This window comes from Candidatus Glassbacteria bacterium, from assembly GCA_019456185.1.
Taxonomy (GTDB): Bacteria; Gemmatimonadota; Glassbacteria; order GWA2-58-10; family GWA2-58-10; genus JAJRTS01.
This window is the reverse complement of the sequence record VRUH01000002.1, coordinates 108,464-130,533: the sequence shown is the minus strand read 5'-3', so window position 1 is coordinate 130,533 and position 22,070 is coordinate 108,464. Positions and strand designations below refer to the sequence as shown.

The following is a 22,070-nucleotide window of genomic DNA, read 5'->3' as shown; positions in this document are numbered from 1 at the left end:
GGGGAGCGGTGGATGAACATGGCGTGGTGCGCGCTGGCAGTCGCCGGACCGGCGCTGGCGGCCTGGGAGGTATGGAGAAGCACCCGGATTGGATTCAGGCGTTTGGAAATACCCCTGCAAAGTCACACTTGCCGAAATCGCGGCGCTGTCAGGATCCTTCATCTCTCCGACCTTCACATTACCGCCTCGCTTCGGCATAAGCTTGACAGGATTGAAAGCCTGCTCGATGGTGAGTGGGATTTCGTTATGATCAGCGGAGACCTTATCGACAATGACTCCGGGATCGATCCGGTCAGCGATTTTCTGGGTCGTCTTAAGGCCTCATGCGGAAAATTCGCCGTGCTCGGCAACCACGATTACCTGGACTCGATAGCGGGCAACCCGCTGAAGTGGGTCAGGGCTTTTTGGCATGCTCTACTCAACCGCAAGAGTGATGAATTGCATGTAGCAAACGATATCAACAGGCTGGTCGGGTGTCTGGAGGAACGCGGCGTCCGGCTGCTGCGCAACGAGTTGGCCGAAGGCGAAATTCCCGGAGCCGGACCGTTCCAGGTCTTCGGGATCGACGACCCTGCCACCGACAGGGATCGCCCGGCTGAGGTCTCGGCGGATGTTAACCCGGATGCGCTGCGGCTTGTCCTGACCCATGCCCCAATCAGACTCGGACCTCTGGCCCGGTTTGCTCCTGAGCTGATCATGTGCGGGCATACCCACGGCGGCCAGATCAGGCTGCCGCTGCTTGGTGCGATATTAACGCACAGCGACGCCGGGCGCAGGAGCTGCTCGGGTCTGGTGGAGCTGGATGGCTGCCGGGTGCATATCAGCCCCGGTGTCGGGGCGGGCCGCCTGTTCCCGTTGCGGTTTTTTTCGAAAGCCGAAGTTACCGAAATCGTTCTCAAAGCTTCTGATCGGGATATCTAAAGCTTTTCCCGGATTGAACCGGAAATCGGAAACCCTTGACTATGAATTATAGAATTGACTAATATTAGTAGATTTGTGGGGGCGCTGTCAGAGAACGATGGGGGGCACTGTCCGTGGAGCTGAATTTTGCCGTTGCGTGATGATATCAAGAACAAGCTGACCAGTTCCATAGAGAAGATGCCGAGTCTGCCGACGACAGTCGGTAAGATTATTCAGCTCGCCAACGACATCAATTCCTCGGCTAAGGATATTCTGGCCGTGATCCAACTGGATCCAGTCGTGGCGGCCAAAGTCATGAGGCTGATCAACTCGGCCTACTATGGAATGCCAAATAAAGTGTCGCTGAAACAGGCTGTCGTTCTGCTCGGAATCAATACGATCAAAAACCTTGCCCTCTCCAGTGCGGTGGTCAATCAGATGGGCAAGAACAAGATCGCGATCAAAAGTTTCGACCAGCACCGTTTCTGGGAGCACAGTCTAGGCACCGCGATAGCCGCCAGGGCTATCTGCAAGAAAATAGGTACCGACCCCACCGAGGTCGATGAGTTTTTCGTCTCGGGCCTGATCCATGACCTGGGCAAGGTCGTGATGGCTCTGTCGCTGCCTATGATCTATTCCCGCGCTCTGAAGTATGGTGAAGATAACAAGCTGAGCGGGATAGTGGCTGAAAAGGAGAAAGTCGGGATCGATCACGCCGAAGTCGGCAGCATGCTTGGGCTGAAATGGTCGCTTGACGAAGTGCTGGTCGACTCGATTCTAAACCACCATCACCCTGCCGAGAGCAGCAGCAAATTGACCTGGGTGGTGCATGTGGCGAACTGTTTTGTCAGTGCCAACGGATACGAAAATACCGGAGAGTACGATACGCCTGTTGTCGATCCCAGGGCTTTTGAGGTGATCGGGTTGGAACGGGCCGAGATAGAAGCCGAGCTTGCCGATCTGGCCGAGGAAATTGAAAAGGCCAGTGTCTTCCTCCAATCCTGAACCAGCGGGAACAACGATATGCGGCTCAAGTTCTGGGGAGTGAGAGGTTCAATTCCAACCCCTGGTCCGACTACGGTCAAGTACGGCGGTAATACCACCTGCATGCAGATCATACCCGATGATGGCGAGACGTTTGAGGGCGAAGTGCTGATTATCGATGCCGGTACCGGGATCAGGGAACTGGGCCTGGAATTGATGAAACTGCCCAAGCCGCTCAAGATCAATCTGCTGATCACCCATACCCATATGGACCATATCAACGGTTTCCCGTTTTTCGTCCCGGCGTTCATCCCCGGCACCACCATCAATATCTACGGTCCGCTGCACTACGAAAAAAGTCTGGAAGAGATTTTCGCCGGCCAGATGGACTACAGCTATTTCCCGATCTCTACCGCCCAGCTTGCGGCCGGGCTGAACTACCACGAGCTTAACGAGGGCGAGTTCGAAATCAGCTCGCTCAAGGTCAGGGCCCACTATATGAACCACCCGGTCCTGACACTCGGCTACCGGATAACCGACGGGACCAGCTCGATCCTGTTCTCCGGCGATCACGAACCATATTTCGATATCATGGGCGACGACTCATCCGAGGACGAGGATGATGTCAAAGCCATTGTAGAGCAGCAGAACAGCCGGCTGATCGACTTTTTCAACGGTGTCGACCTGCTGGTCTGCGACGCCGCTTATACGCCTGAAGAGTACGAAACTCACCGGGGCTGGGGCCACAGCAGTACCGACCATGCGGTCGACTGGGCTATCGAAGCCGGAGTGAAAACCCTGGTGCTGTTCCACCACGAACCGAATCACAGCGACGACAAGCTGGACGAGGTTCAGGAGTACGCCAGGAAACGGGCCAGGGACAAAGGCTCCAGCCTGGAAGTTCAGACTGCCGCGGAAATGAAAATATTCAGTTGATCGGCGGAGGGCGCATCACTGCCGGTGCCTCCGCCAGCTTTAATTAACTTGTCCGGCCGGCGGGGCTCTCACCAGTTCCCGCCCGCTTGCCGCCGGTATCATGCGAACAGTTCCCGTTCCCCTCACAGACCGTCACGACCTCTCCTACGACATCCTGATCGAACCGGGCTTGTTCGAAAAAACCCCGTCAATTCTGGCCGAAATGTTTTCCGGCCGGGCTGTGGCGCTGATTGCCGACAGCAATGTCGGCAACCTTTACGGACGTGATCTGTCCACAGTTTTACGTGGTAGTAAATTCAGACTTGTTGAATCGATCCAATTCCCGGCCGGTGAGGCCAGCAAATGCCGCAAAGTTAAAGAGGAGCTCGAAGACCGGATGTTCACCGCCGGGATGGGACGCGACAGCCTGGTGGTGGCTCTGGGCGGAGGCGTGACCGGCGATCTGGCGGGATATGTGGCGGCCACGTTTAACCGGGGAGTTCCCCTGGTGCAGGTGCCAACCAGCCTGCTGGCAATGGCCGACAGCAGTGTCGGCGGCAAGACCGGAATCGACGTGCCCTGGGGCAAGAACCTGCTCGGCGCGTTCCATCAGCCCGCGCTGGTACTGATCGACCCCCGCGTACTGAATACCCTGCCGGAGAGGGAGCTGAAAAGCGGGATGGCCGAGGTGGTCAAGCATGGGGTTATCCGCGATGCGGACTTGTTCGGCTATATCGAAGACAATCTCGATAAGATCCTGGGATGCGATGAAGAGACGATGACCGAACTGGTGGCGCGCAATTGCCTGATCAAGGCCGACGTGGTCAGCCGCGATGAACGCGAAAGCAACCTGCGCCAGATACTCAATTTCGGGCACACCCTGGGCCACGCGGTCGAAGCGTTCACCAGATTCGGCTGGCTGCACGGAGAAGCTCTCGCGTGCGGAATGGCGGTGGAGGCGGAACTGGCGGTCCGCCTGGAACTGATGGCCGCCGGCGACCGCGACAGGATTACGGCCCTGCTGCGGCGACTCGGTTTGCCGGTCGGTCTCGGCGCGCTTGACGTTTCCGCCGGAAAGCTGCTGGAACTGACACGGCTGGACAAGAAAGCACGCGGCGGAAGGGCCCGCTATGCCCTGGCCGCAGGGGTCGGCGGGATGGCCGCAAACGCTGATGGCAGCTACGGGATCGATGTCGATGAGGACCTGGCGGTTCAGGTGCTGATCGATGCGGGTGCGCAAGCCTGAACCTGAAAGAAGAGATGATGGCGGGAGAACTGATCAAAACCGGGACCGAGGGGCTGGACGAAATCTTTTTTGGCGGGATAATCCCCGATAACAGCCTGCTGGTGGAGGGTTCGCCAGGCGCGGGTAAAACCACTCTGGGCTTGCAGTATATCTATCGCGGGGCAGCGGATTTCGGCCAGCCCGGGATCATTATCACCTTCGAGGAAGAACCGGAAAAGCTTTACCGTGACGCGCTCGTGTTCGGCTGGGACCTCCGCCACCTCGAATCCCGCAACCTGCTCCGCATTATCCCGTCCTCGCCCGAGGCTGTCCGCGACATGCTGCTCAAGCCCGAGAGCGGGTTCTCCCGGATTTCGCGCAGTATCGGCGCCAACCGGGTGATGGTCGACTCGATCACCCACTTCCGCCGCCTCACGGACAACACCCAGCAATTGCGCGTCCTGCTCAGCAAGTTTATTACGGGGCTGATGAAACTGACCAGCAGCGCGGTGCTGATCAAGGAGATCGAATCCACCGAGCGCGAGGGCGCGAATATCGAGGAATATATCATCGATACGGTGGTGCGCCTCTCTTACGAGCAGCATGGCCGCCAGCGGCGGGAGCGCTTCCTGGAAGTAGTCAAATCCAGGGGGCAGAAGCACCTTTCCGGCAAGCACACGCTGAGGTTCAACGATACGGGTCTGGTGGTCTACCCGGTCTGCGGCGCGTTGCATGGTCTCGACGGCGAGGGGCGCAAAAAGACAGGGAAGAAACAGGCGAGGGCGCATGTTTCAACCGGGATCGAGGGCCTGGACCTGATGTGCCAGGGAGGGCTGCCCGCGGGCAGTTCGAGCGTGGTGGCCGGCAGCAGCGGGACGGGCAAATCCGTGCTGGCGGCCCAGTTCATGTACGATGGCCTCAAGGGCGGCGAACCCGTGCTGCTGGTCCGCTTCGGTGCCGATGAAAGCGAAGCTCTCGAAACCACCGGCCTGTTCAGCGCCAGGCTGGAGAAACATGTCGGGGACGGCAAGCTGAAAGTCCTCTTCCGCAGCACTCACGAACTGGCTCCCGACGAGCTTCTTCACGAACTGAAATCCATGCTGGACCAGCACAAGCCCGGCCGTCTGGTGGTAGACAGTCTCTCACAGCTGATGCAGAGTGTGGACGACGAGGAATATACGGTCGACTACCTGGGCGCGCTGCTCAAACTGTTCGCCCACCACGGAGTCACCAGCCTGTTCACGTTCGAAATGGACAAGATGTTCGGATCGCTGGAGATTGACAGCCGCCGCACGCTGGGACTGTTCGATAACCTCGTGCTGCTGCGCTACGTGGAACTGGAGGGCGAAATCCACCGCGCCGTGGCGATCCTCAAAATGCGCGGAACCGACCATCACAAGTCGATCCAGGAGTACGTGATCGGCGACAAGGGGATCGAGGTCAAGCACAAGTTCGAGAAAGCGGTGGATGTGATGGGCGGCGGAGCTGCAAGCTCGGGTCCCGACAGGCTGGAACTCAAGGATATCCTCGAAGACGCCACCCGCTGGGCGCAGGCGACACGGCGGATGCGCGAACGTCAGGGCGGCGGGTTCTAAAGCGCACTGGCCCGGCGATGATCCGGTTCACGATTCGCTCAGGAGAGATGCCATCGACCGCCGTACTTTTATCCTGGCTTCCGCTGCCGGCCTGGCCGCAAAAGCCCCGGGGCTGGCGGGACAGGAGAGAACTGCGTTGGCAACCGGGGGTTGGCGCAGGATCGAACTGGGCCATCCCATGCCTGACCCGTTCTGCATGCGCTGGGGTGACGCCTGGTATATCACCGGAACCCACCACGGCGCTCATGGTGGGTCGAACGGCCTGCTCTACGACATGTACCGCTCCGCTGACCTCCGCAGCTGGACGCACCTCGGCGGTATCCTGCGGCGTCCGCAATACGAGGGCAGCGGCCGCGCCAACTACTGGGCTCCGGAAATAATGGCCCGCGACGGCAAGTTCTACCTCTACTACACCGCCGACTCCAACGGAGACAACTACAAGCGCTATGTCCGTCTGGGGATTGCCGAACGGATCGAGGGTCCTTATCTCGACCAGGGAGTCAGGCTGACAGCTCAGACCTCGATCGACGCCAACCCCAACTGGACAGATGATGGCGGCGGCTGGATGTTTTTCACCGGCAACGAGGGCAACGAGCATGTCGGCCAGGTGCTGGTGGACCGCCTGGTTTCGCCCACCGAAACCGCTGGAGAACCGCGCAAGGCGTTTCCGGGTGAGACGGTCGGCTGGGAGGAAGGCGCGTTTCTGGTTCCATATGCGGGCAGGTATTTTCTGTTTACCAGCATGGGCAACTGGCGTGACGGGAGCTACCACGTCCTGCTCTCGGTTTCAGACAGGCCCGAGGGACCGTTCACGAGGCTGACCGACGGCGATAAGCCGTTGGTAATCCTTCGCTCCCACGGCAGCCAGCTCGGCACTGGGCACAACAGCGTGTTCGACGGGCCGGATGACAGGTTGGTTATCTGCTACCACGCCTGGGACCCGGAACACACCGGCCGCTACCCCTGTTTCGCCCCGCTGCGGTTCGACGGCGAGAGGTTCCATGTCGAGCTTTAGCACATTTTTCGTTTCGGGAGGCCCGCTCTGGACAAGGAGCTGAAAGAGTTTATCCGCAAAGTGGCCAACACGGTCACCAAGCTGGAAATTCTTGCCTATTTCCAGCAGCATCCGTTCGCCATGGACAACCCGGAGGGCGTGGCGCGCTGGCTGAACCGCTCCGCAGGTGATGTTACTCTCGACCTGGAAGAACTCGCTGCGGCCGGGGTAATCGCCCGTGACGGTTCAGACGAGCCGGTGTACAGTTTCGACGCCCAGGGGGAGTCGGCGGAACTGGCGGCGCGGGCGGTCGAGGCGTTCAACCTCACGCGCGACACGGTTTATGAGGAAGTGCTCGCCCGCCAGCAGGACCGGGATGAGATGCGCCGCCAGTACCAGCGCCTGCTGGATACGGAAAAAGGGAAAACCGAGACGATTCTCAACAGCCTGGCCGAGGCGGTGGTGGTGATCGACCGCAAGGGCCGGGTGTTGACCGCCAACGAGCCGTTTCTTTCCAGATTCGCCGGGAGAGAAGACCGGTTCAGTCCGGGGGCTGAGCTGGGGGATATGGATATCTCTGACGAGGTAAGCGCGGTGATCGAAAAGGCAGGCGAGGCGCAAGGGGCCGGCGTGGAGTTTGTTTGCGATGAAAGCCATTACCTCGTCACCAGCAGGCCGGTTACCGACGGGACGGGGAAAGTGATCGGGGACGATGACGGGCATCCTGTGGCGGCTGTCACGGTGTTCCGCGATGTTACCCGGGAGCGAGAGATCGAGCAGATGCGCGAGGATTTCGTGCGCATGCTCAGCCACGACCTGAAAAATCCGCTGGGAATCATTTACGGCAGCTCGACACTGGTTCTCGACGGGAAACTCGGGCTGCTCAACGAAAAACAGAAAAAGCTGCTGGGCAACGTGATCAAGTGCTGCAGCCAGATGGAAAAACTGATCGGGGATTTTTTAACCCTGTCGCGCCTTGAGGCGGGCCAGCTTGTGCTGAATCCGCAGACTGTCGACCTGGACTCGCTGGTTGGGGGAGTGGTGGAACTCTCGAAAACGCAGTTCGCGGAGAAAGACCTGATCGGTCTGTACCATCCAGCCGGTGAAAAACTGGAAGTGTCCGCCGATCCGGTGCAGCTCGAGCGGGTGGTGAGTAACCTGGTTGGCAACGCGGTGAAGTACAACCGCGAAGGCGGACGGGTGGACGTGTTCTGCCGCCGCGAGGGCGATTGCGCGCGAGTCGAGGTGACCGATACCGGATTGGGCATCCCCGCCGAGGAGGTCCCGTTCGTATTCGACAAGTTCAGGCGCTCGGCGGCTGTGGAGCGGATGAAAGGCTCCGGCCTGGGCCTGACTATCTGCCGCAACCTGGTCCAGGCGATGGGCGGCGAGATCGGCGCCGAAAGTATCGAGGGTCAGGGCAGCCGCTTCTCGTTCAGCCTGCCGCTGGCTGTCCAGCCCGCCTGAACGACATCGAGACTTTCAGACCGCGCTTAGCTCTGGCAGAGACTTTTTCCCCCTGATCTTGAGTGTCAGCATTATCAGGTCGGTAATGCCATCCACCCCCAGCCGCTGCTGGTTGCACACCAGATCGTAGAGATGCGGGTCTTTCAGGCTGGCGGCCATGAAGTCTTTGACGAACCGGCCCCGCTCCCTGTCGTTTTTTTCAACGTGGCGCTTGCACTGCTTCAGGTCATCGAGCCCCTCGTAACCGGCCACCTTCCTGACCCGCCAGTCAAGCGGAGCTACAACCCGTAGATGAAGTCCACCGCTTAAATGTGCGGTGATCACGCAGCTTCCCCTGCCGATCAGGATCACCCGCCCGCGGGCCGCCAGTTGGAAAATCGTCTCGGCGAATTTTTTGAATACCTGGAGGGTGGAGGGTTCGCCGGTAAAGATCCCGGTAATGTAATCGCCGAACGCGAATTTGCGTTGATCGTCCAGGCTGTTGACCAGCGCCCGGCTGAGCTTGTGGTTCCGGCAGACCGTGTCGACCAGCTTACGGTCGTACACCGTCCATGGCGGTTGATGGTCTCGGGTCTGGCTGTTGAGAATTTCGGCAAGTCGGTCGGCGATCCTGAAACCAGCACAGCCGTACTCCCGCGAAATCGTGATAAAGCGAGTGGTCCGGTGGTCAGGCTCATGCCTGGTCCGGCGGCCGCCGGACTGCCACAACTTGAACTGCTCTTCTACCTGCGCTGGCCTGTCTTTACGTGAAAGTCCGCGAAGTTTGAGGTCATCCTGCATGGCTGCCGCTCCTTTCTCCCGTAGTATGGTGGGAAACCGCGGCGGTAAAATGCGGCAATGCAATACTATTCTCTAACTAAAGATGAGGATTGCGACAGGATAAAGTCAAGTGGTGGAGTAGGGAATAGCGGGGGCGAATCAACTGAAAAGCAGCGCCAGGACGCCCGCCAGCACGAACTGGCTGTCGCCTGTGACCTCGACAGGGATCTCTCCCTGGAGCGTGCGGCGGTGAAAGAGTTGCAGGTAGCAGAAAATGTAAACGCTCACAGCAAGCATCACCCAGCCGAACCCACTCAGCCAGCCGGCAACCGTTCCGGCGGCGATCACGATCGCCTGGAGGGTTGTCAGCGAGTAAAGCAGGGCCGATGTCCTTTTCGTGCCGATCAAGGTCGGCAGGGTCTCCCTGCCCACGATCAGGTCCCCCTGGATATCGCGAAGATCGAACAGCAGGGAGCGGACTGTTACCAGCAGGAATGTTGAAATAAAAATCAGGGCGAACGCGGGCGTTAGCAGAGGCAGACCCTTGAGGTAAAACGGAAACATAACTGTCACCACCGACCACCCCAGGGCCATGAACAGGTCCTTGCTTGCCGGGATCAGCCGCAGAGACAACTTTCGAGCACCGATTGCCAGCAGCTTTCCCGGGATGTCGATCCGGTAAATCATGCCCAGGCCGATCAGCAGGAACATGATCAAGAACGGGGCCGCTCCCTGCGTTCCCGCCAGTATCAGGGCGGCGGCGGCGCTTACAATTGAAAGCCAGAGCAGCAATTTATTCAGTCGGGAGCCGGGCATGGGTGCTGTCAGATTCTCCAGGACGACATCGCCGCTGACGGTGAACCTGCTGATCAGGTGCACGCTCAGGATATAACAGAACGAGATTGCATACGGCAGCCAGCCGAGACTGATCCCCATCAGCCGCGCATTGGCATAGCACAGCATCGCGCTGCCAAAGGCCACATAGAGGTTGGAGCGTACCATGAACCGGAGCGTCCGTCTCAGCCGGCGCCAGGCGCCGCTTGCGTTCTCGGGCTCTATTTCTCGAAGGCGTTCGACGACCTGCATCAGAATCCAGTTCGGAGTGCTGGCGCCGGCGGTTACGGCCACGGTCCGGAACCGTCTGAGACTGGTTTCCTCAAGTTCATCTGCTGTTTCAACGTGGAACGTGGGCGTTCTCACTCCCTCGCTGATCTGAACCAGGTGTCTCGTGTTCGCGCTGTTTTTGCCGCCGACAACGACAACGGCATCCGCATCGGCGGCCAGTTCCCGCAGTTCGTCCTGGCGGCGGTGTGTGCTGGGACAGATCGTGTCCAGCACTTCCACATTCCCGAACCGTTCCCTGACCGCGTCGGTCACCTGCTTGTAAATTTCCCGGGTCAGGGTGGACTGAGCCACCACGCATACGCTGGTGGCCTCGGGAAGAGCGGCGACCTCCTTCACCGTATTGAGCACGTGGCCCTCACCCTTTGCGTACCCGGCCAGCCCGACCACTTCCGCGTGCTTGCGGTCGCCTACAATCACCACCATCTCTCCGGCCCTGTGGTGACGGCGGACCAGGCCCTGGATCCGTGCCACGTCCGGGCAGGTGGCGTCGCACACCGGCCCGCCCATCCGCTTGATCTCCTCACGCCGCTCGGGAGTTACCCCGTGGGTCCGGATGAAAATCGTCTCTCCCTCCGACGGGTGGTTTTCCTCGTCCATGATCCGCACGCCCCGGCGCTTCAGGATTTCGATAGTCTGGGGATTGTGGATCAGCGGACCATCGGTGAAAATAGGCCCGCCGGCCGCCTGGTCGCTCTGCTCCAGCACCCGGGCCATCGCCCGCCGGACTCCCTTGCAGAAACCGGCTGTTTGTGCGAGGATGACTTTCATCTGCAACCTTTCAGGCTGATAAATCTTGTCCGCCGGCCCGGATAGTGGTTATTCTGTTATCAGAGTTTACGGCCGGTCGTGCCGGGAAGTATATTTACCCTGATCAAGCCGTTAAGTCAACCAGGAGCACACGGGAGAAAACGTTGCCACCTCAAAAAGATAAAGTTCTCGGAGTTATTCCGGCCCGCTGGGCCTCGAGCCGCTTTCCGGGCAAAGCGCTGGCGATGATTGCCGGCAGGCCGATGATCGAGCGAGTCTGGCGCCAGGCCGCCAGGTGCGCCACTCTCGATCAGATCGTGGTCGCCACTGACGATGAGCGGATCGCCGGTTGCGTGCGGGAGTTCGGCGGCGAAGTGGTGATGACCCCGGCTGACACGCCCACCGGCACCGACCGGATAGCCATTGTCGCCCGTGAGCTGCCCGGGTTTCCGCTAGTGCTCAATATCCAGGGTGATGAGCCCCTGCTCGAACCTGAACCGATTGACCTGGCCGTGGAGTTGATCCACGCCACGCCATCGGCCGGCTGCACCACCCTGGTCCGTCCGGCCCGGACCGTCGGGGAAATTGACGATCCGAACGCGGTAAAGGTCGTGATGGGCGCGGGCGGGAGAGTGATAACATTCAGCAGGGGGCAGGCGCCGTTTTGCCGCGACGGGGGCCTGCTGAAAAATGTGGGCACGGGCGGGGAACACCCCTGGTGGATTCATCTCGGGCTGTATGTCTGGCGGCGCGAGGCGCTGCTGAAGCAGGTCTCGCTGCCGGTAGCGCTGATCGAGGCCAGCGAGGGTCTGGAGCAGCTCCGTTCGATCCATGCGGGCACGGAATTCTACGCTGCGCAAATCGAGGCTACCGCCTCGATAGCTGTCGATCTGCCCCGGGACGTGGCCGAGGTGGAACGGACCATGAGGGAACTCGGTCTCGATTGAAAACGCGGGCTTAAGGATTGCAATCGCAGGCGGCAGGGATTATATTTTTTAAATTCTACGAAAAAAGCAAATCGTTACACCGGGACCATCTCGGAAGGGGCACGGTTTTGAGCAGGTATGCCGAAGTCAGGCGCGATCAGCTGAAGCACACCGAGGGAGTCAAGTACATTTTCGTCACCGGCGGCGTGGTCAGTTCCCTGGGTAAGGGGATAACCTCCAGCGCCCTGGGGATGCTGCTCAAGAGCCGGGGCCTGAGTGTAACGATCATGAAGTTCGATCCCTACCTTAATGTCGACCCGGGCACGATGAACCCGCTTCAGCACGGCGAGGTGTATGTCACCGACGACGGCGCCGAGACTGACCTCGATCTGGGCCACTACGAGCGTTTCCTGGACGAGTCCCTTTCCCAGGACAACAATGTCACCACGGGCCGGATCTATAACACGATCATCTCCAAGGAGCGCCGCGGAGACTACCTCGGCGCTACTGTCCAGGTAATCCCGCATGTCACCGACGAGATCAAGGCCAGCCTGGTGCGGCTTACGCTCAAGCGCAAGGTGGACGTGGTGATCAGCGAGATCGGCGGGACCGTGGGCGATATCGAGTCGCTGCCGTTCCTGGAGGCGATCCGTCAGTTCGGCCTGGACCTGGGCCGCAGCAACGTGCTCTACATCCATGTGACCATGGTCCCGTACCTGGACTCCAGCGGAGAACTGAAGACCAAGCCGACCCAGCACAGCGTAAAAGCCCTGCGCGAGATCGGGATCCAGCCCGACGTGCTGGTCTGCCGGACCAGCCGCACGCTCAGCACCGAGATCAAGCAGAAAATCGCCCTGTTCTGTAACGTATCCCAGCGGGCGGTTTTCGAGGCGCGCGATGTGAAGTCGATCTACGAAGTCCCGCTGATGCTCAACAGCCAGGGGCTCGATGATCTGGCGGTCGAGCACCTCCAGTTGGACACCAGGCGCCCAAGGCTGGGCCGCTGGAAAAAGATGGTGGCCCAAGCGGTCAACGGGAAAAAGAAAATCGAAATCGCGGTCTGCGGCAAGTATGTCAGCCTGGTCGACGCGTATAAATCGATTATCGAGGCGTTTGTCCACGCCGGGGTGGCCAACGACGTGCAGGTGGAACTGATTTGGGTGGACACGGAGGGGATCAGCCGCTACACCGCCAAGCGCAAGCTGAGCCGGTACGACGGGATCCTGGTGCCGGGAGGATTCGGCAGCCGCGGGATCGAGGGCAAGCTGGAGACAATCCGCTACGCTCGGCTGAATAAGGTGCCGATGTTCGGGATCTGTCTGGGGCTTCAGTGCGCGATTGTCGAATTCGCCCGTAATGTCTGCGATGTCGAACAGGCCACCTCGTGCGAATTCGATTCCTCCTCGCCGCATCAGGTGATCAGCCTGATGCCGGACCAGGCAGAAGTTACCGAAAAGGGCGGTACGATGCGGCTCGGGGCGTATCCCTGCGAGCTTACCGAGGGAACTAAGGTCCAGCAGATCTACGACGAAATGCTGATCAGCGAGCGCCATCGCCACCGCTACGAGATCAACAACGCATACCGCCAGGTTTTGAGCAAAAAAGGGATGATCTTCAGCGGACTGAGCCCAAACGGACAGCTGGTCGAGATAATCGAGCTCAAGAACCACCCGTGGTTTATCGGCTGCCAGTTCCACCCGGAACTCAAGAGCAGGCCGATGCGCTCGCATCCTCTGTTCCGCGATTTTATCCGTGCGGCCAAGGAAAACAATGAGAAACGAAAGCAAGAATGACCGTAATTCCGACCTGTTCTCCAGCGAAGTAGTCCGATTGGCCGGTGGTCGCCTGGGAGGCGGCGAGCGGCTTTTTCTTATCGCCGGACCCTGCGTGGTCGAGAGCAGGGAGGTGATGTTTCGCAGTGCCGGGGCGCTGGCTGAGCTGGCCGCGAGGCTCGGTGTTTTTTTTATCTTCAAGGCCAGCTATCTCAAGGCCAACCGCAGTTCTGGCGACAGCCCGCGCGGCCCCGGCCTGGACAAGGGTCTGGCGATTCTGCGCGAGGTGGGCGAGAAATTCTCCCTGCCGCTGTGCACGGACATCCATGAAACACCGCATGCCGCTCCGGCCTCGGAGGTGGTGGATATCCTGCAGATACCCGCTTTCCTGTCTCGCCAGACGGAGCTGATCGAAACCGCGGCTGCCACGGGCAGAATCGTCAATATCAAGAAAGGACAGTTCATGTCGCCGGAGCAGGCATGCCGGGCGGCGGAGAAAGCGCGTGGGACCGGTGAGGGCGGAGTGCTGCTCACCGAACGCGGCACGTTTTTCGGCTACGGAGACCTGGTGGTGGATTACCGCTCGCTGCGGGGCATGCGTCCCAGCGGCTGCCCGGTCGTATTCGACGCCACCCACAGCGTGCAGCAGCCGGGCGGAGCGGGCCGGATTTCCGGAGGAAACCGAGCGCATGTACCCCTGCTGGCCCGAGCGGCCGTGGCCGCCGGAGTGGACGGCCTGTTTCTGGAGGTCCACCCCGACCCGCCCAACGCGGCCAGCGACCCCTGCACGAGCCTGAGTATCGAGCAGGCGAACGAACTGATACCTGAACTGGTGGAACTGGGAGACTATGTCAGGGAAAATATTCGATCTGCCGGAATTGAATAACGAGCCGGATGCGCCGCCGGAGGTTGTGGAAAAGGCCGCCAAGGTTGAAATCATTGCCATGGATATCGACGGGGTACTGACCGACGGGCATACCTGGCAGCTTGATAACGGCGAGCAACTGCTGTGTTTCAGCGTCCAGGACGGTGTTGCGCTGAACCTTTGCCGCTACGTGGGTGTAAAACTTGTCGTGCTCAGCGGCCGCAACCTTCCCGCGGCCCGGATCCGCATGGAGCGTTTTCCGATCGACGAGATGCGGCTGAGCTGTATCGACAAGGCGGCGGCCATGAAGGAGATAAGTGCCAAGCATGGCGTAGCGATGGCTAGAATCAGCTTTATCGGCGATGACATGATCGACCTGCCGCTGATGAAGCTGGTGGGGCTGCCCGTGGCCGTGCCCAACGCGATCCCCGAGGTGCTGGCGGCGGCGGTCTGGGTTCCCGTCAGGCCCGGCGGCGAGGGTGCCGTGCGGGAGCTGATTACCCTGGTTCTCAAAGCCAGGAGACTCTATGTCCAAGCAGTGCAAAATTACCTGGGGGACCATTGAGCGCGAAGCAGGGAAACGAAAACGGTTGCCGGGACACCAGCCGGAAGTCGATTCTGGAGCAGGCCCGTCGTGTGATCGGAATCGAGCGGGATGCGGTGGACGGGCTGCTCGGCCGTCTCGACAACTCGTTCCCCGAGGCCGTGGAGCTGATCTGCTCCACCGCCGGACGCGTGATAGTCTCCGGAGTCGGCAAGAGCGGAATTGTGGGCCGCAAGATTGCCGCCACGCTTACCTCCACCGGTACGCCCGCAATTTTTGTCCACCCGGTAGATTTCATGCACGGCGATATAGGCCTGGTCAGCAGGGATGATACGTTCCTGGCGATCAGCAAGAGCGGTGAGAGCACCGAGCTGGAGCAGATGCTGCACCATTGCAAGCGGCTGGGAATCAAGGTGATCGCACTTACTGGCAAGCGGGACAGCATGCTGTCATCGCTCTCGGACGTGGTCCTGGACGCCGGCGTGGCCCAGGAAGCCTGTCCCCACGATCTGGCGCCCACGGCCAGCAGCACGGCGGCGATGGTGATGGGCGACGCGCTGGCGGTGTCTCTGCTGGTGCGACGGGATTTCAAACCCGAGGATTTCGCCCGGTTGCACCCGGCGGGCGCATTGGGCCGTCAACTCCTGCTGCGGGTGCGTGAAGTGATGGTTACCGGCGAAGACATCGGTAAGGTAGGGTCGGATGCCGGGATGAAAGACGCGCTGCTGGAACTGGTGGCCAAGCGCGGGATCTGCGCGGTGATTGAAAGTGACGGCAGTCTGGCCGGCGTGGTCACCGACGGGGATTTCAAGCGGCTGCTCGCCCGCAGCGCCGACTTTATCGGGATTCCGGTAGCCGAGGTAATGAACACCAGCCCCAAATTCATTCACCCGGATAACCTGTGTGTGGAGGCTGTGGAGAAGATGGAAAGTCACTCGATAATCTCAATGCCGGTTGTCGACGAGTCCGGCGGAGTGGTCGGCATGGTCCATCTCCACGACCTGATGCGGGCCAGGATAATCTGAACACCCAGCGGATTTCGGCCATGAAATCGATCCCTCGAAAATTATTGTCCTGCTGCGCGCTGATTCTGCTGGCCGCCGCTAGCGCCCGGTTTTCCGGATGCGGCTGGTCGCAGTTGGAGCAGGGGCAGGTGAACGAGCAGCCGCAGGAGAGCGCCGAGGTAGCCGACCAGATATTCGACGGGTTCGAGATGACGCTGACCGACAACGGGATTCTCCGGGGCCTGGCCCGCGCCTCGACTGCCGAAAAATTCGGCGAACAGCAGGTGCTTAAAGCCAGGGACCTGACCGTGCTGTTTTATACCGACGGTGGCCGGGTGCGATCCGTGCTGACTTCCCGCCGGGGGATTATCCATACCGATACGGGTGATATGGAAGCGATGGATTCGGTGGTGGTGATCAGCGCCGACAGCAGCAGGACGCTGCACACCGAACACCTGGTCTGGATCAAAAGAGACAACCGGATCCACGGCGACAGCAGCGTGGTTGTTCGGGGGCCGCGCGGGGAGGTCAGCGGCGATGGATTTAACGCCGATGTTGGCTTCGAGGAAATAGATCTGAAAAATCCGACCGGAGATATCAATGTGCTCGGCCACCGGTTCTGAGCGCAGATCAGCCAGTCTGACGGCCTGCCGGCTGCCGGTCCTGTTATTCCTGCTTGCCGTATCTCCGCTGGCGGCGCAACAGGACTCCACCGATTCCGTCCCGTTCAAAATCCGCCGCGCCGATCAGTTTCTCCAGCGCAGGGATTCCACCGGCGCCCGGACATACCTCCTGCACGGCGACGTGCTGATTACCCACGAGGCGACAACTATTACCTGCGACCGGTTGATTTACTATCCGGACGCCGGGTATTTTCAATGCACCGGGTCCGTGGGCGTTTCCGGCGATGAGCGGGTCCTGGCCTGCGACACGCTCTATTATCACCTGGAGCGGGGTTATTACCGGGCACTCGGTGGCCTGCAATGGTCATCTCGGGACATCCGCGGCAGCGGGCTCCAGGGCGAGTACTGGCGCGACAGGGACCTGTTCCGGGTAACGGGCGACGCTTTCGCCGCCGACAGCACCAGGGAGCTGCGCAGCGAGCAGATGGAGTACGATTACGGCTCCGAGGTTCTGCGCGCCGAGGGCGACGTCCGCTTCACCAACGACGAAAGCGGATCGAGTGCCGCGGCCACCAGCGCCATCTACCGCAGCGGCGATCAACTGCTCGTCCTCCGCGGCCGTCCCGTGCTGACCTACTACGCGGACGACGACAGCCTGCGCGAGGACGCGTACAACCTCACCGGCGATGTGGTCACCAGTTACGGTTCCGACAGCCTTGTCTCCTCCGGCCGGGTGCGTCTCTGGCAGGACAGCCTGACCGTGACCGCCGACAGTCTGTTCCACGACCGCACCTCGGACATAAGTTATTTCCGCGGCGGTCCTCCTGTGCTCGAGCACCCGGATTACAGTTTGAGCGCCGCGGAATTGGACGTGATCTCGAAGGATCGTGAACTGGAGCGGATCGAGGCCACCGGCGATGGCCGCGGGGAGTTCTGGTCCGGAGCAAACGGTTCGACAGGTGCCCGGGAGGGTGAGAAGTACGTAAGCTGGATCGAGGGCGACAGCCTGCGGCTTTTTTTCAGCGGCGGCGCGCTGGACAGTATTTACGCCACCGGCTCGTCGCGCAGCTACTACCAGGAAAGCGCGGAAAGCGGCGTAAACTACGTTCAGGGCGGTATGATCCTGCTCGTTTTCGAGAATACTCTTTTGCAGGTGGTCGAGGTGGGCGGCGGCGGGCGAGGCGTTTATCTTCCTCCGGACACTGGTGGTGTAATAACTGCCATCCCTGACTCTGCTGGCTTTTCTGTGCAACCTGACAGCGTTTCTCCCCGTTAAATCATTGACATCCGCCCGCAACCCGGTATAATTAAAAAGCAACTGGCACGAATCTTGTTGGGATTGGCCGAGGTTGTGGTGACTGGAGCAGCGAAGATGGCTTTAAGCGCGAGTTCGCAAACTGTCGATACGGAGAGCGGACGGCAGTCTGATCCGCATCTCTATACAAAAGGACTGGTCAAGGTCTACAAGAAGCGCAGGGTGGTGGATCAGGTTGATCTCGAAGTCGGCCGGGGCGAGGTGGTGGGATTGCTGGGACCCAACGGTGCGGGCAAGACGACCACTTTCTACATGATTGTCGGTTTGATCAGGCCGGAGGCCGGCGAGATATTTTTCGGCGACAGGAAGCTGACCGGCCTGCCGATGTACCGCAGGGCCGAAATGGGGATCGGCTACCTGCCCCAGGAACCGTCGGTTTTCCGTAAGCTCACGGTCGAGGAGAACCTGCTGGCGATCCTGGAAACCCGCAAGCTCAGGCGCGCCGAACGACTGGAGCGGCTGGAAGAGCTGCTCGACGAGCTGGGCCTGCAGACGGTACGCAAGAGCAGGGCCTACAGTCTCTCGGGAGGTGAGCGCAGGCGTCTGGAAATTACCCGGGCGCTGATAACCCAGCCGCGGTTCATTTTGCTCGACGAGCCGTTCGCGGGTGTGGACCCGATTGCGGTCGATGATATACAGGAAATAATCAGCCGGCTCAAACAGCGCGGAATCGGGATCCTGATCACCGACCACAATGTCCGTGAAACGTTGAAGATAACCGACAGAGCCTATATCATGTTCGAGGGCCGGATCCACCTCAGCGGGGATGCGGATACCCTGATCAACGACGAGACAGCCCGGAGACTTTACCTGGGCCAGGATTTCAGGATGTGAGGGCGGTGCCGCCCCGGGTCTCAGCCGGTAATTCAGCCGCGGAATAACTGATGGCGCTACACGTCAGAATGGAACTGCAGTTCCGTCAGGAACTGCAGATTAATCCCCGCCTCTACCAGGCGATGGACCTGCTGCAGATGCCCATGCTGGACCTTCAGGTGCATCTTAAGCAGGAGCTGATGATCAACCCGTTCCTGGAAATGGCCGAAGAGGCCGAAGAGGGAGTGGAGACCACCGACGAGGACGAGGACGAGGACGAGGAGGAAGCCCCGCAGGAAGACGAAATCGGGGATAGCGAGGATAGCGGGGACGATCAGGATTCAGACGCGGATGATAGCGACCCTTCTGACGAGGCAGTCGATCCGCTGATCGAGGGGGAACCGGACGAAGGCGACCTGACCTCCGGGGACACTGGCGATATCGACTGGGACGAAATCCTTAAGGAGAACGACAACCTGGACTACGATAATTACGCCCAGGAAGTTGACGACCGCGAATTCCACGAAAAAGCTCCCGCCAGCGGCAGCTCCCTTTACAAACACCTTATCGAACAGTTGATCCTGCTGAAACTTGACGACGGGCAGCGCCGGATCGGCGAGGAAATTATCGGCGATATCGACGACAACGGCTATCTGCAGAGTTCGGTCAGCGAAATCGCCTTCCGGCTGCGCGCCGCCGAGGATGATGTGCTCGAGGTGCTGGAGCGGATCAAGACCCTTGATCCGGTCGGAATCGGCGCCCGCGACCTGCGTGAGTGCCTGCTGATCCAGTTGCGCGACAAGGGCAGGGAGGATGAGCTGGTTTACCGTCTGGTGGATGAGTTTTTCGATGAGCTCTCCAAGCGGCACTGGCAGGATATCGCCAAATCCATCGGCCTCGGACTCAAGGAAATTCAGGACGCCGCCGATCAGATCGCCCAACTGGAGCCAAAACCGGGCAGGTTGATCAGCGAGAGCCGTGACGATAATTACGTGGTGCCCGATATGGTTGTGGAGAAAGTCGAGGGCGACTATATCGTTTACATCAACGACTTCAACCTGCCCCGCCTCAGGCTCAGCCGCGCCTACAGGGAAATCGCCCGGGACAAGAAACAGTTCAAGGGCGACACCAAGGATTTCATCTACAAAAAGCTCAACAGCGCCAACTGGCTGATTCAGGCTATCGAGCAACGCAAGCAGACCATGCTCAAGGTCATGAACTACATCGTGGATAAGCAGCACAACTTTTTCGAGCACGGTATCAGCCACCTCAAGCCGCTGACCCTTCGCGAGGTGTCCGAGGCGATCGACATGCATGAATCCACGATCAGCCGGGTGACCAACGACAAATACTGCCAGACCCCCAGGGGCGTGTTCCAGCTTAAGTTTTTCTTCAGTGTCGGACTGGCCAGCGAAAGCGGTGAGGACGTTTCTGCACGGGGGATCAAGAATGATATCTCCAAGATGATCGAGGGCGAAGACACTTCTAAACCGCTCACCGACCAGGAAATTGTCGCCCGTCTCAAGGAGGAGGGGATCAGGATCGCCAGGCGCACGGTGGCCAAGTATCGCGATCAGATGGGTATTCTGCCGGCCAGGATGCGCAAACGCGTCTAATCTTTCTGTTACAGATCAACGGGGACCGGTCATTTTTCCACTCCCCGCGGTGGACATCGGACTGAATTTGGGCTATGTTTAATTAGCCGGTTGTTAAATTTGTTATCCTTATCTTCAGATGGCATATCTTGCCGAGCATCAATCACAACACTTCCCGGGAGGCCGATCGATAAAAATACATTGTCGAGGTGACTGCAATCTGGGTGAACTGCACGTGGACGGGTGGCAGGTGACTACAGTGAGGCGGAGTTTAGGAGAGGTTTTCGTGAATCCTGAAGGGGGGATTTGATGCAGATTAATATCACCAGGAAGAATGCGGGAATCAGCGACAGTCTGAGAAGCTATATCGAAAGCAAGCTTCAGGGCCTGGAATACCGTTACCAGAAAATTGTCGATGCCCAGGTGCTGATGAGCGAGGAAGGCCGGGACAACTTTGTCGAAATCAGCCTCCACATTACCGGAGTCACCCTGTTCGCCAAGGGTGACGGCGCCAATCTCCGGGCGGCTTTCGATTCCTGTGTTGATAAATTGGACCGGCAGCTGTCGAAGAAAAAAAGCAGGATACGCCGCAAGTCACTTACTCAAGAGGAAGCGATCCTGAGCGGAAAGCTGATCGCCGAGGAGAGACGGGATGAAGCCGTTGAGGAAGAAGTCGGCCAGCCGGTCTTGACGTTTGATCCCGATGAAGAGCTTGATCAGCAGGAAGAAAGAACCGGAACCTGACGAACAGGAGTTGTACCGAAAATTCAACAGATATTTGCAGAGCCGCGTCTTCCGTAACCCTCGGGAGAGGCGGCTTTGCGCAAGATGCCCGTAACGGGCCGGGGACTGCGGCAAGCCTATGGAACAGAAAGAAAAAAAGCTGAAGGTCGCCACGATCTACCGCGAATATCGCGAGCGGTTCAAGCTGAACCTGCTGACCGGCGAGAAAACTCTCGAAAGCCTGATAATCAACGCCGAGGTCAGCCGGCCCGGGTTGATCCTGGCCGGGTTTTCAAAGAGATTCGCCTGGGACAGAACGCAGGTGATGGGAGAGACGGAAGTAGTGTACATGCAGAGCCTGAAACGCCCCGAGCTTAAAAAGTTCCTGGACAGGATGTGCGGGTTCGAAATCCCGTGCATTTTCGTTACCAAGGGACTGAAACCTCCACCGGTTCTGCTGGAGGTGGCAGAGCGTCATGGCCGTCCGGTGCTGGGCACGAGCCTGGGTACGCAGGAATTCACCCGACGCTTCAGCACCTTTCTCGAAACGCATTTTGCGCCCCACGAGTACCTTCACGGCTCGCTGGCCGATGTTTACGGAGTGGGTCTGCTCTACACCGGTCCCAGCGGGATCGGCAAGAGCGAATGCGTGCTGGACCTGGTCGAGCGCGGTCACCGTCTGGTGTGCGACGATGTCGTTCACATTATCCGCGAGGGCGACGAGACGCTTGTCGGTATCGCCAACGATAAGGTGGGCCACCACATGGAAATCCGCGGCCTGGGGATTATCGACGTGTTCCGGCTGTTCGGTATCAGGGCCGTCCGTAAGCGCAAGCGGATCGAGGTGGTTGTAGAGCTTGTCCACTGGGACGACAGAGCGGATATCGACCGCACGGGTCTATCGGACAACACCACCGAAATCCTGGCTGTCGAACTTCCGCTGGTACGTGTTCCGCTGGTGCCGGGAAAGAATATTACGGTGATCAGCGAAGTTATTGCCACGAACCATCTGCTCAAACTCAAGGGCTATAATTCTGCCCAGGAGTTCAACCGCAGATTGCTTGAACAAATGCAGCCGGTCGATTATATTGACGAAGTTTCGGAATGACCTTATAATTTGCGGAGTTATAAATTTGATTCAACCGGTGAGGAACGTGACATAAAATTTGGAATCCGCAA

20 protein-coding genes are annotated in these 22,070 nt (G+C 59.4%); 18 read left to right on the top strand and 2 right to left on the bottom strand.

The window, feature by feature from the left end; all coding sequences use genetic code 11:
• The first annotated feature begins 12 nt into the window (after window positions 1-12).
• From FVQ81_01615 to FVQ81_01585, 7 genes are all read left to right on the top strand, one after another.
• Window positions 13-921 carry a hypothetical protein gene (locus FVQ81_01615; protein ID MBW7995270.1) on the top strand — a complete coding sequence of 303 codons (909 nt, stop codon included), beginning with the start codon at window positions 13-15 and terminating at the stop codon, window positions 919-921.
• 126 nt (window positions 922-1,047) lie between these two features.
• A complete protein-coding gene (locus FVQ81_01610; GenBank protein MBW7995269.1) occupies window positions 1,048-1,905 on the top strand; it encodes an HDOD domain-containing protein in 858 nt (285 codons plus the stop codon).
• A gap of 18 nt (window positions 1,906-1,923) precedes the next feature.
• Window positions 1,924-2,820, top strand: coding sequence for an MBL fold metallo-hydrolase (locus FVQ81_01605; GenBank protein ID MBW7995268.1), 897 nt, complete (start codon window positions 1,924-1,926; stop codon window positions 2,818-2,820).
• 100 nt (window positions 2,821-2,920) lie between these two features.
• Entirely contained in the window at window positions 2,921-4,045 is a 1,125-nt protein-coding gene (gene aroB / locus FVQ81_01600; protein ID MBW7995267.1) for a 3-dehydroquinate synthase, read from the top strand.
• Window positions 4,046-4,059: 14 nt separating this feature from the next.
• A complete protein-coding gene (locus FVQ81_01595) occupies window positions 4,060-5,619 on the top strand; it encodes an AAA family ATPase (protein MBW7995266.1) in 1,560 nt (519 codons plus the stop codon).
• Window positions 5,620-5,755: 136 nt separating this feature from the next.
• Window positions 5,756-6,634 carry a family 43 glycosylhydrolase gene (locus tag FVQ81_01590; protein MBW7995265.1) on the top strand — a complete coding sequence of 293 codons (879 nt, stop codon included), beginning with the start codon at window positions 5,756-5,758 and terminating at the stop codon, window positions 6,632-6,634.
• Window positions 6,635-6,694: 60 nt separating this feature from the next.
• Complete coding sequence (locus FVQ81_01585) at window positions 6,695-8,080, top strand: hypothetical protein (GenBank protein ID MBW7995264.1); 1,386 nt, start codon at window positions 6,695-6,697, stop codon at window positions 8,078-8,080.
• A gap of 15 nt (window positions 8,081-8,095) precedes the next feature.
• Here the strand turns inward: FVQ81_01585 and FVQ81_01580 are convergent, their stop codons facing one another.
• Together FVQ81_01580 and ispH are read right to left on the bottom strand one after the other, a co-directional pair.
• Window positions 8,096-8,860, bottom strand: coding sequence for a cytidylate kinase-like family protein (locus FVQ81_01580; protein ID MBW7995263.1), 765 nt, complete (start codon window positions 8,858-8,860; stop codon window positions 8,096-8,098).
• Between the two features lie 138 nt (window positions 8,861-8,998).
• The gene (gene ispH / locus FVQ81_01575; protein ID MBW7995262.1) at window positions 8,999-10,732 is read right to left on the bottom strand and encodes a 4-hydroxy-3-methylbut-2-enyl diphosphate reductase; all 1,734 of its coding nucleotides are present in this window, start codon (window positions 10,730-10,732) and stop codon (window positions 8,999-9,001) included.
• A gap of 41 nt (window positions 10,733-10,773) precedes the next feature.
• On the opposite strand from ispH, the gene kdsB reads away from it, so the two are divergent.
• The 11 genes from kdsB (at window position 10,774) to hprK (ending at window position 21,999) form a co-directional block, all read left to right on the top strand.
• The gene (gene kdsB, locus FVQ81_01570; GenBank protein MBW7995261.1) at window positions 10,774-11,658 is read left to right on the top strand and encodes a 3-deoxy-manno-octulosonate cytidylyltransferase; all 885 of its coding nucleotides are present in this window, start codon (window positions 10,774-10,776) and stop codon (window positions 11,656-11,658) included.
• A 140-nt stretch (window positions 11,659-11,798) separates the two neighbouring features.
• Window positions 11,799-13,430 (top strand): CTP synthase, encoded by a 1,632-nt coding sequence (locus tag FVQ81_01565; protein MBW7995260.1) that lies wholly within the window; start codon window positions 11,799-11,801, stop codon window positions 13,428-13,430.
• The gene (kdsA, locus tag FVQ81_01560; protein ID MBW7995259.1) at window positions 13,408-14,295 is read left to right on the top strand and encodes a 3-deoxy-8-phosphooctulonate synthase; all 888 of its coding nucleotides are present in this window, start codon (window positions 13,408-13,410) and stop codon (window positions 14,293-14,295) included. The genes FVQ81_01565 and kdsA overlap by 23 nt, the downstream gene beginning before the upstream one ends.
• Window positions 14,258-14,839 carry an HAD hydrolase family protein gene (locus tag FVQ81_01555; GenBank protein ID MBW7995258.1) on the top strand — a complete coding sequence of 194 codons (582 nt, stop codon included), beginning with the start codon at window positions 14,258-14,260 and terminating at the stop codon, window positions 14,837-14,839. Before kdsA ends, FVQ81_01555 begins: the two co-directional genes overlap by 38 nt.
• Window positions 14,840-14,889: 50 nt before the next feature.
• Complete coding sequence (locus tag FVQ81_01550) at window positions 14,890-15,843, top strand: KpsF/GutQ family sugar-phosphate isomerase (protein MBW7995257.1); 954 nt, start codon at window positions 14,890-14,892, stop codon at window positions 15,841-15,843.
• A gap of 20 nt (window positions 15,844-15,863) precedes the next feature.
• Window positions 15,864-16,445, top strand: a complete 582-nt coding sequence (gene lptC / locus FVQ81_01545; GenBank protein ID MBW7995256.1) for an LPS export ABC transporter periplasmic protein LptC — start codon at window positions 15,864-15,866, stop codon at window positions 16,443-16,445.
• Window positions 16,423-17,721 carry a hypothetical protein gene (locus FVQ81_01540; GenBank protein MBW7995255.1) on the top strand — a complete coding sequence of 433 codons (1,299 nt, stop codon included), beginning with the start codon at window positions 16,423-16,425 and terminating at the stop codon, window positions 17,719-17,721. Before lptC ends, FVQ81_01540 begins: the two co-directional genes overlap by 23 nt.
• Window positions 17,722-17,817: 96 nt before the next feature.
• Window positions 17,818-18,594: an LPS export ABC transporter ATP-binding protein gene (gene lptB / locus FVQ81_01535; protein MBW7995254.1), complete on the top strand. Its 777-nt coding sequence runs from the start codon at window positions 17,818-17,820 to the stop codon at window positions 18,592-18,594.
• A gap of 50 nt (window positions 18,595-18,644) precedes the next feature.
• Window positions 18,645-20,189, top strand: coding sequence for an RNA polymerase factor sigma-54 (gene rpoN, locus FVQ81_01530; GenBank protein ID MBW7995253.1), 1,545 nt, complete (start codon window positions 18,645-18,647; stop codon window positions 20,187-20,189).
• 288 nt (window positions 20,190-20,477) lie between these two features.
• Window positions 20,478-20,912, top strand: coding sequence for a ribosome-associated translation inhibitor RaiA (raiA, locus tag FVQ81_01525; GenBank protein ID MBW7995252.1), 435 nt, complete (start codon window positions 20,478-20,480; stop codon window positions 20,910-20,912).
• Between the two features lie 118 nt (window positions 20,913-21,030).
• Window positions 21,031-21,999, top strand: a complete 969-nt coding sequence (gene hprK, locus FVQ81_01520) for an HPr(Ser) kinase/phosphatase (protein MBW7995251.1) — start codon at window positions 21,031-21,033, stop codon at window positions 21,997-21,999.
• Window positions 22,000-22,070 lie beyond the last annotated feature (71 nt).

Excerpts from the sequence above, each read along its gene's own strand:
- FVQ81_01615 (MBW7995270.1), top strand. The coding sequence starts at position 13 with ATGAACATGGCGTGGTGCGCGCTGGCAGTCGCCGGACCGGCGCTGGCG.
- FVQ81_01605 (MBW7995268.1), top strand. The coding sequence starts at position 1,924 with ATGCGGCTCAAGTTCTGGGGAGTGAGAGGTTCAATTCCAACCCCTGGT.
- aroB (MBW7995267.1), top strand. The coding sequence starts at position 2,921 with ATGCGAACAGTTCCCGTTCCCCTCACAGACCGTCACGACCTCTCCTAC.
- FVQ81_01595 (MBW7995266.1), top strand. The coding sequence starts at position 4,060 with ATGATGGCGGGAGAACTGATCAAAACCGGGACCGAGGGGCTGGACGAA.
- FVQ81_01580 (MBW7995263.1), bottom strand. The coding sequence starts at position 8,860 with ATGCAGGATGACCTCAAACTTCGCGGACTTTCACGTAAAGACAGGCCA.
- ispH (MBW7995262.1), bottom strand. The coding sequence starts at position 10,732 with ATGAAAGTCATCCTCGCACAAACAGCCGGTTTCTGCAAGGGAGTCCGG.
- kdsA (MBW7995259.1), top strand. The coding sequence starts at position 13,408 with ATGAGAAACGAAAGCAAGAATGACCGTAATTCCGACCTGTTCTCCAGC.
- FVQ81_01555 (MBW7995258.1), top strand. The coding sequence starts at position 14,258 with ATGTCAGGGAAAATATTCGATCTGCCGGAATTGAATAACGAGCCGGAT.
- lptC (MBW7995256.1), top strand. The coding sequence starts at position 15,864 with ATGAAATCGATCCCTCGAAAATTATTGTCCTGCTGCGCGCTGATTCTG.
- FVQ81_01540 (MBW7995255.1), top strand. The coding sequence starts at position 16,423 with ATGTGCTCGGCCACCGGTTCTGAGCGCAGATCAGCCAGTCTGACGGCC.
- lptB (MBW7995254.1), top strand. The coding sequence starts at position 17,818 with ATGGCTTTAAGCGCGAGTTCGCAAACTGTCGATACGGAGAGCGGACGG.
- rpoN (MBW7995253.1), top strand. The coding sequence starts at position 18,645 with ATGGCGCTACACGTCAGAATGGAACTGCAGTTCCGTCAGGAACTGCAG.
- raiA (MBW7995252.1), top strand. The coding sequence starts at position 20,478 with ATGCAGATTAATATCACCAGGAAGAATGCGGGAATCAGCGACAGTCTG.
- hprK (MBW7995251.1), top strand. The coding sequence starts at position 21,031 with ATGGAACAGAAAGAAAAAAAGCTGAAGGTCGCCACGATCTACCGCGAA.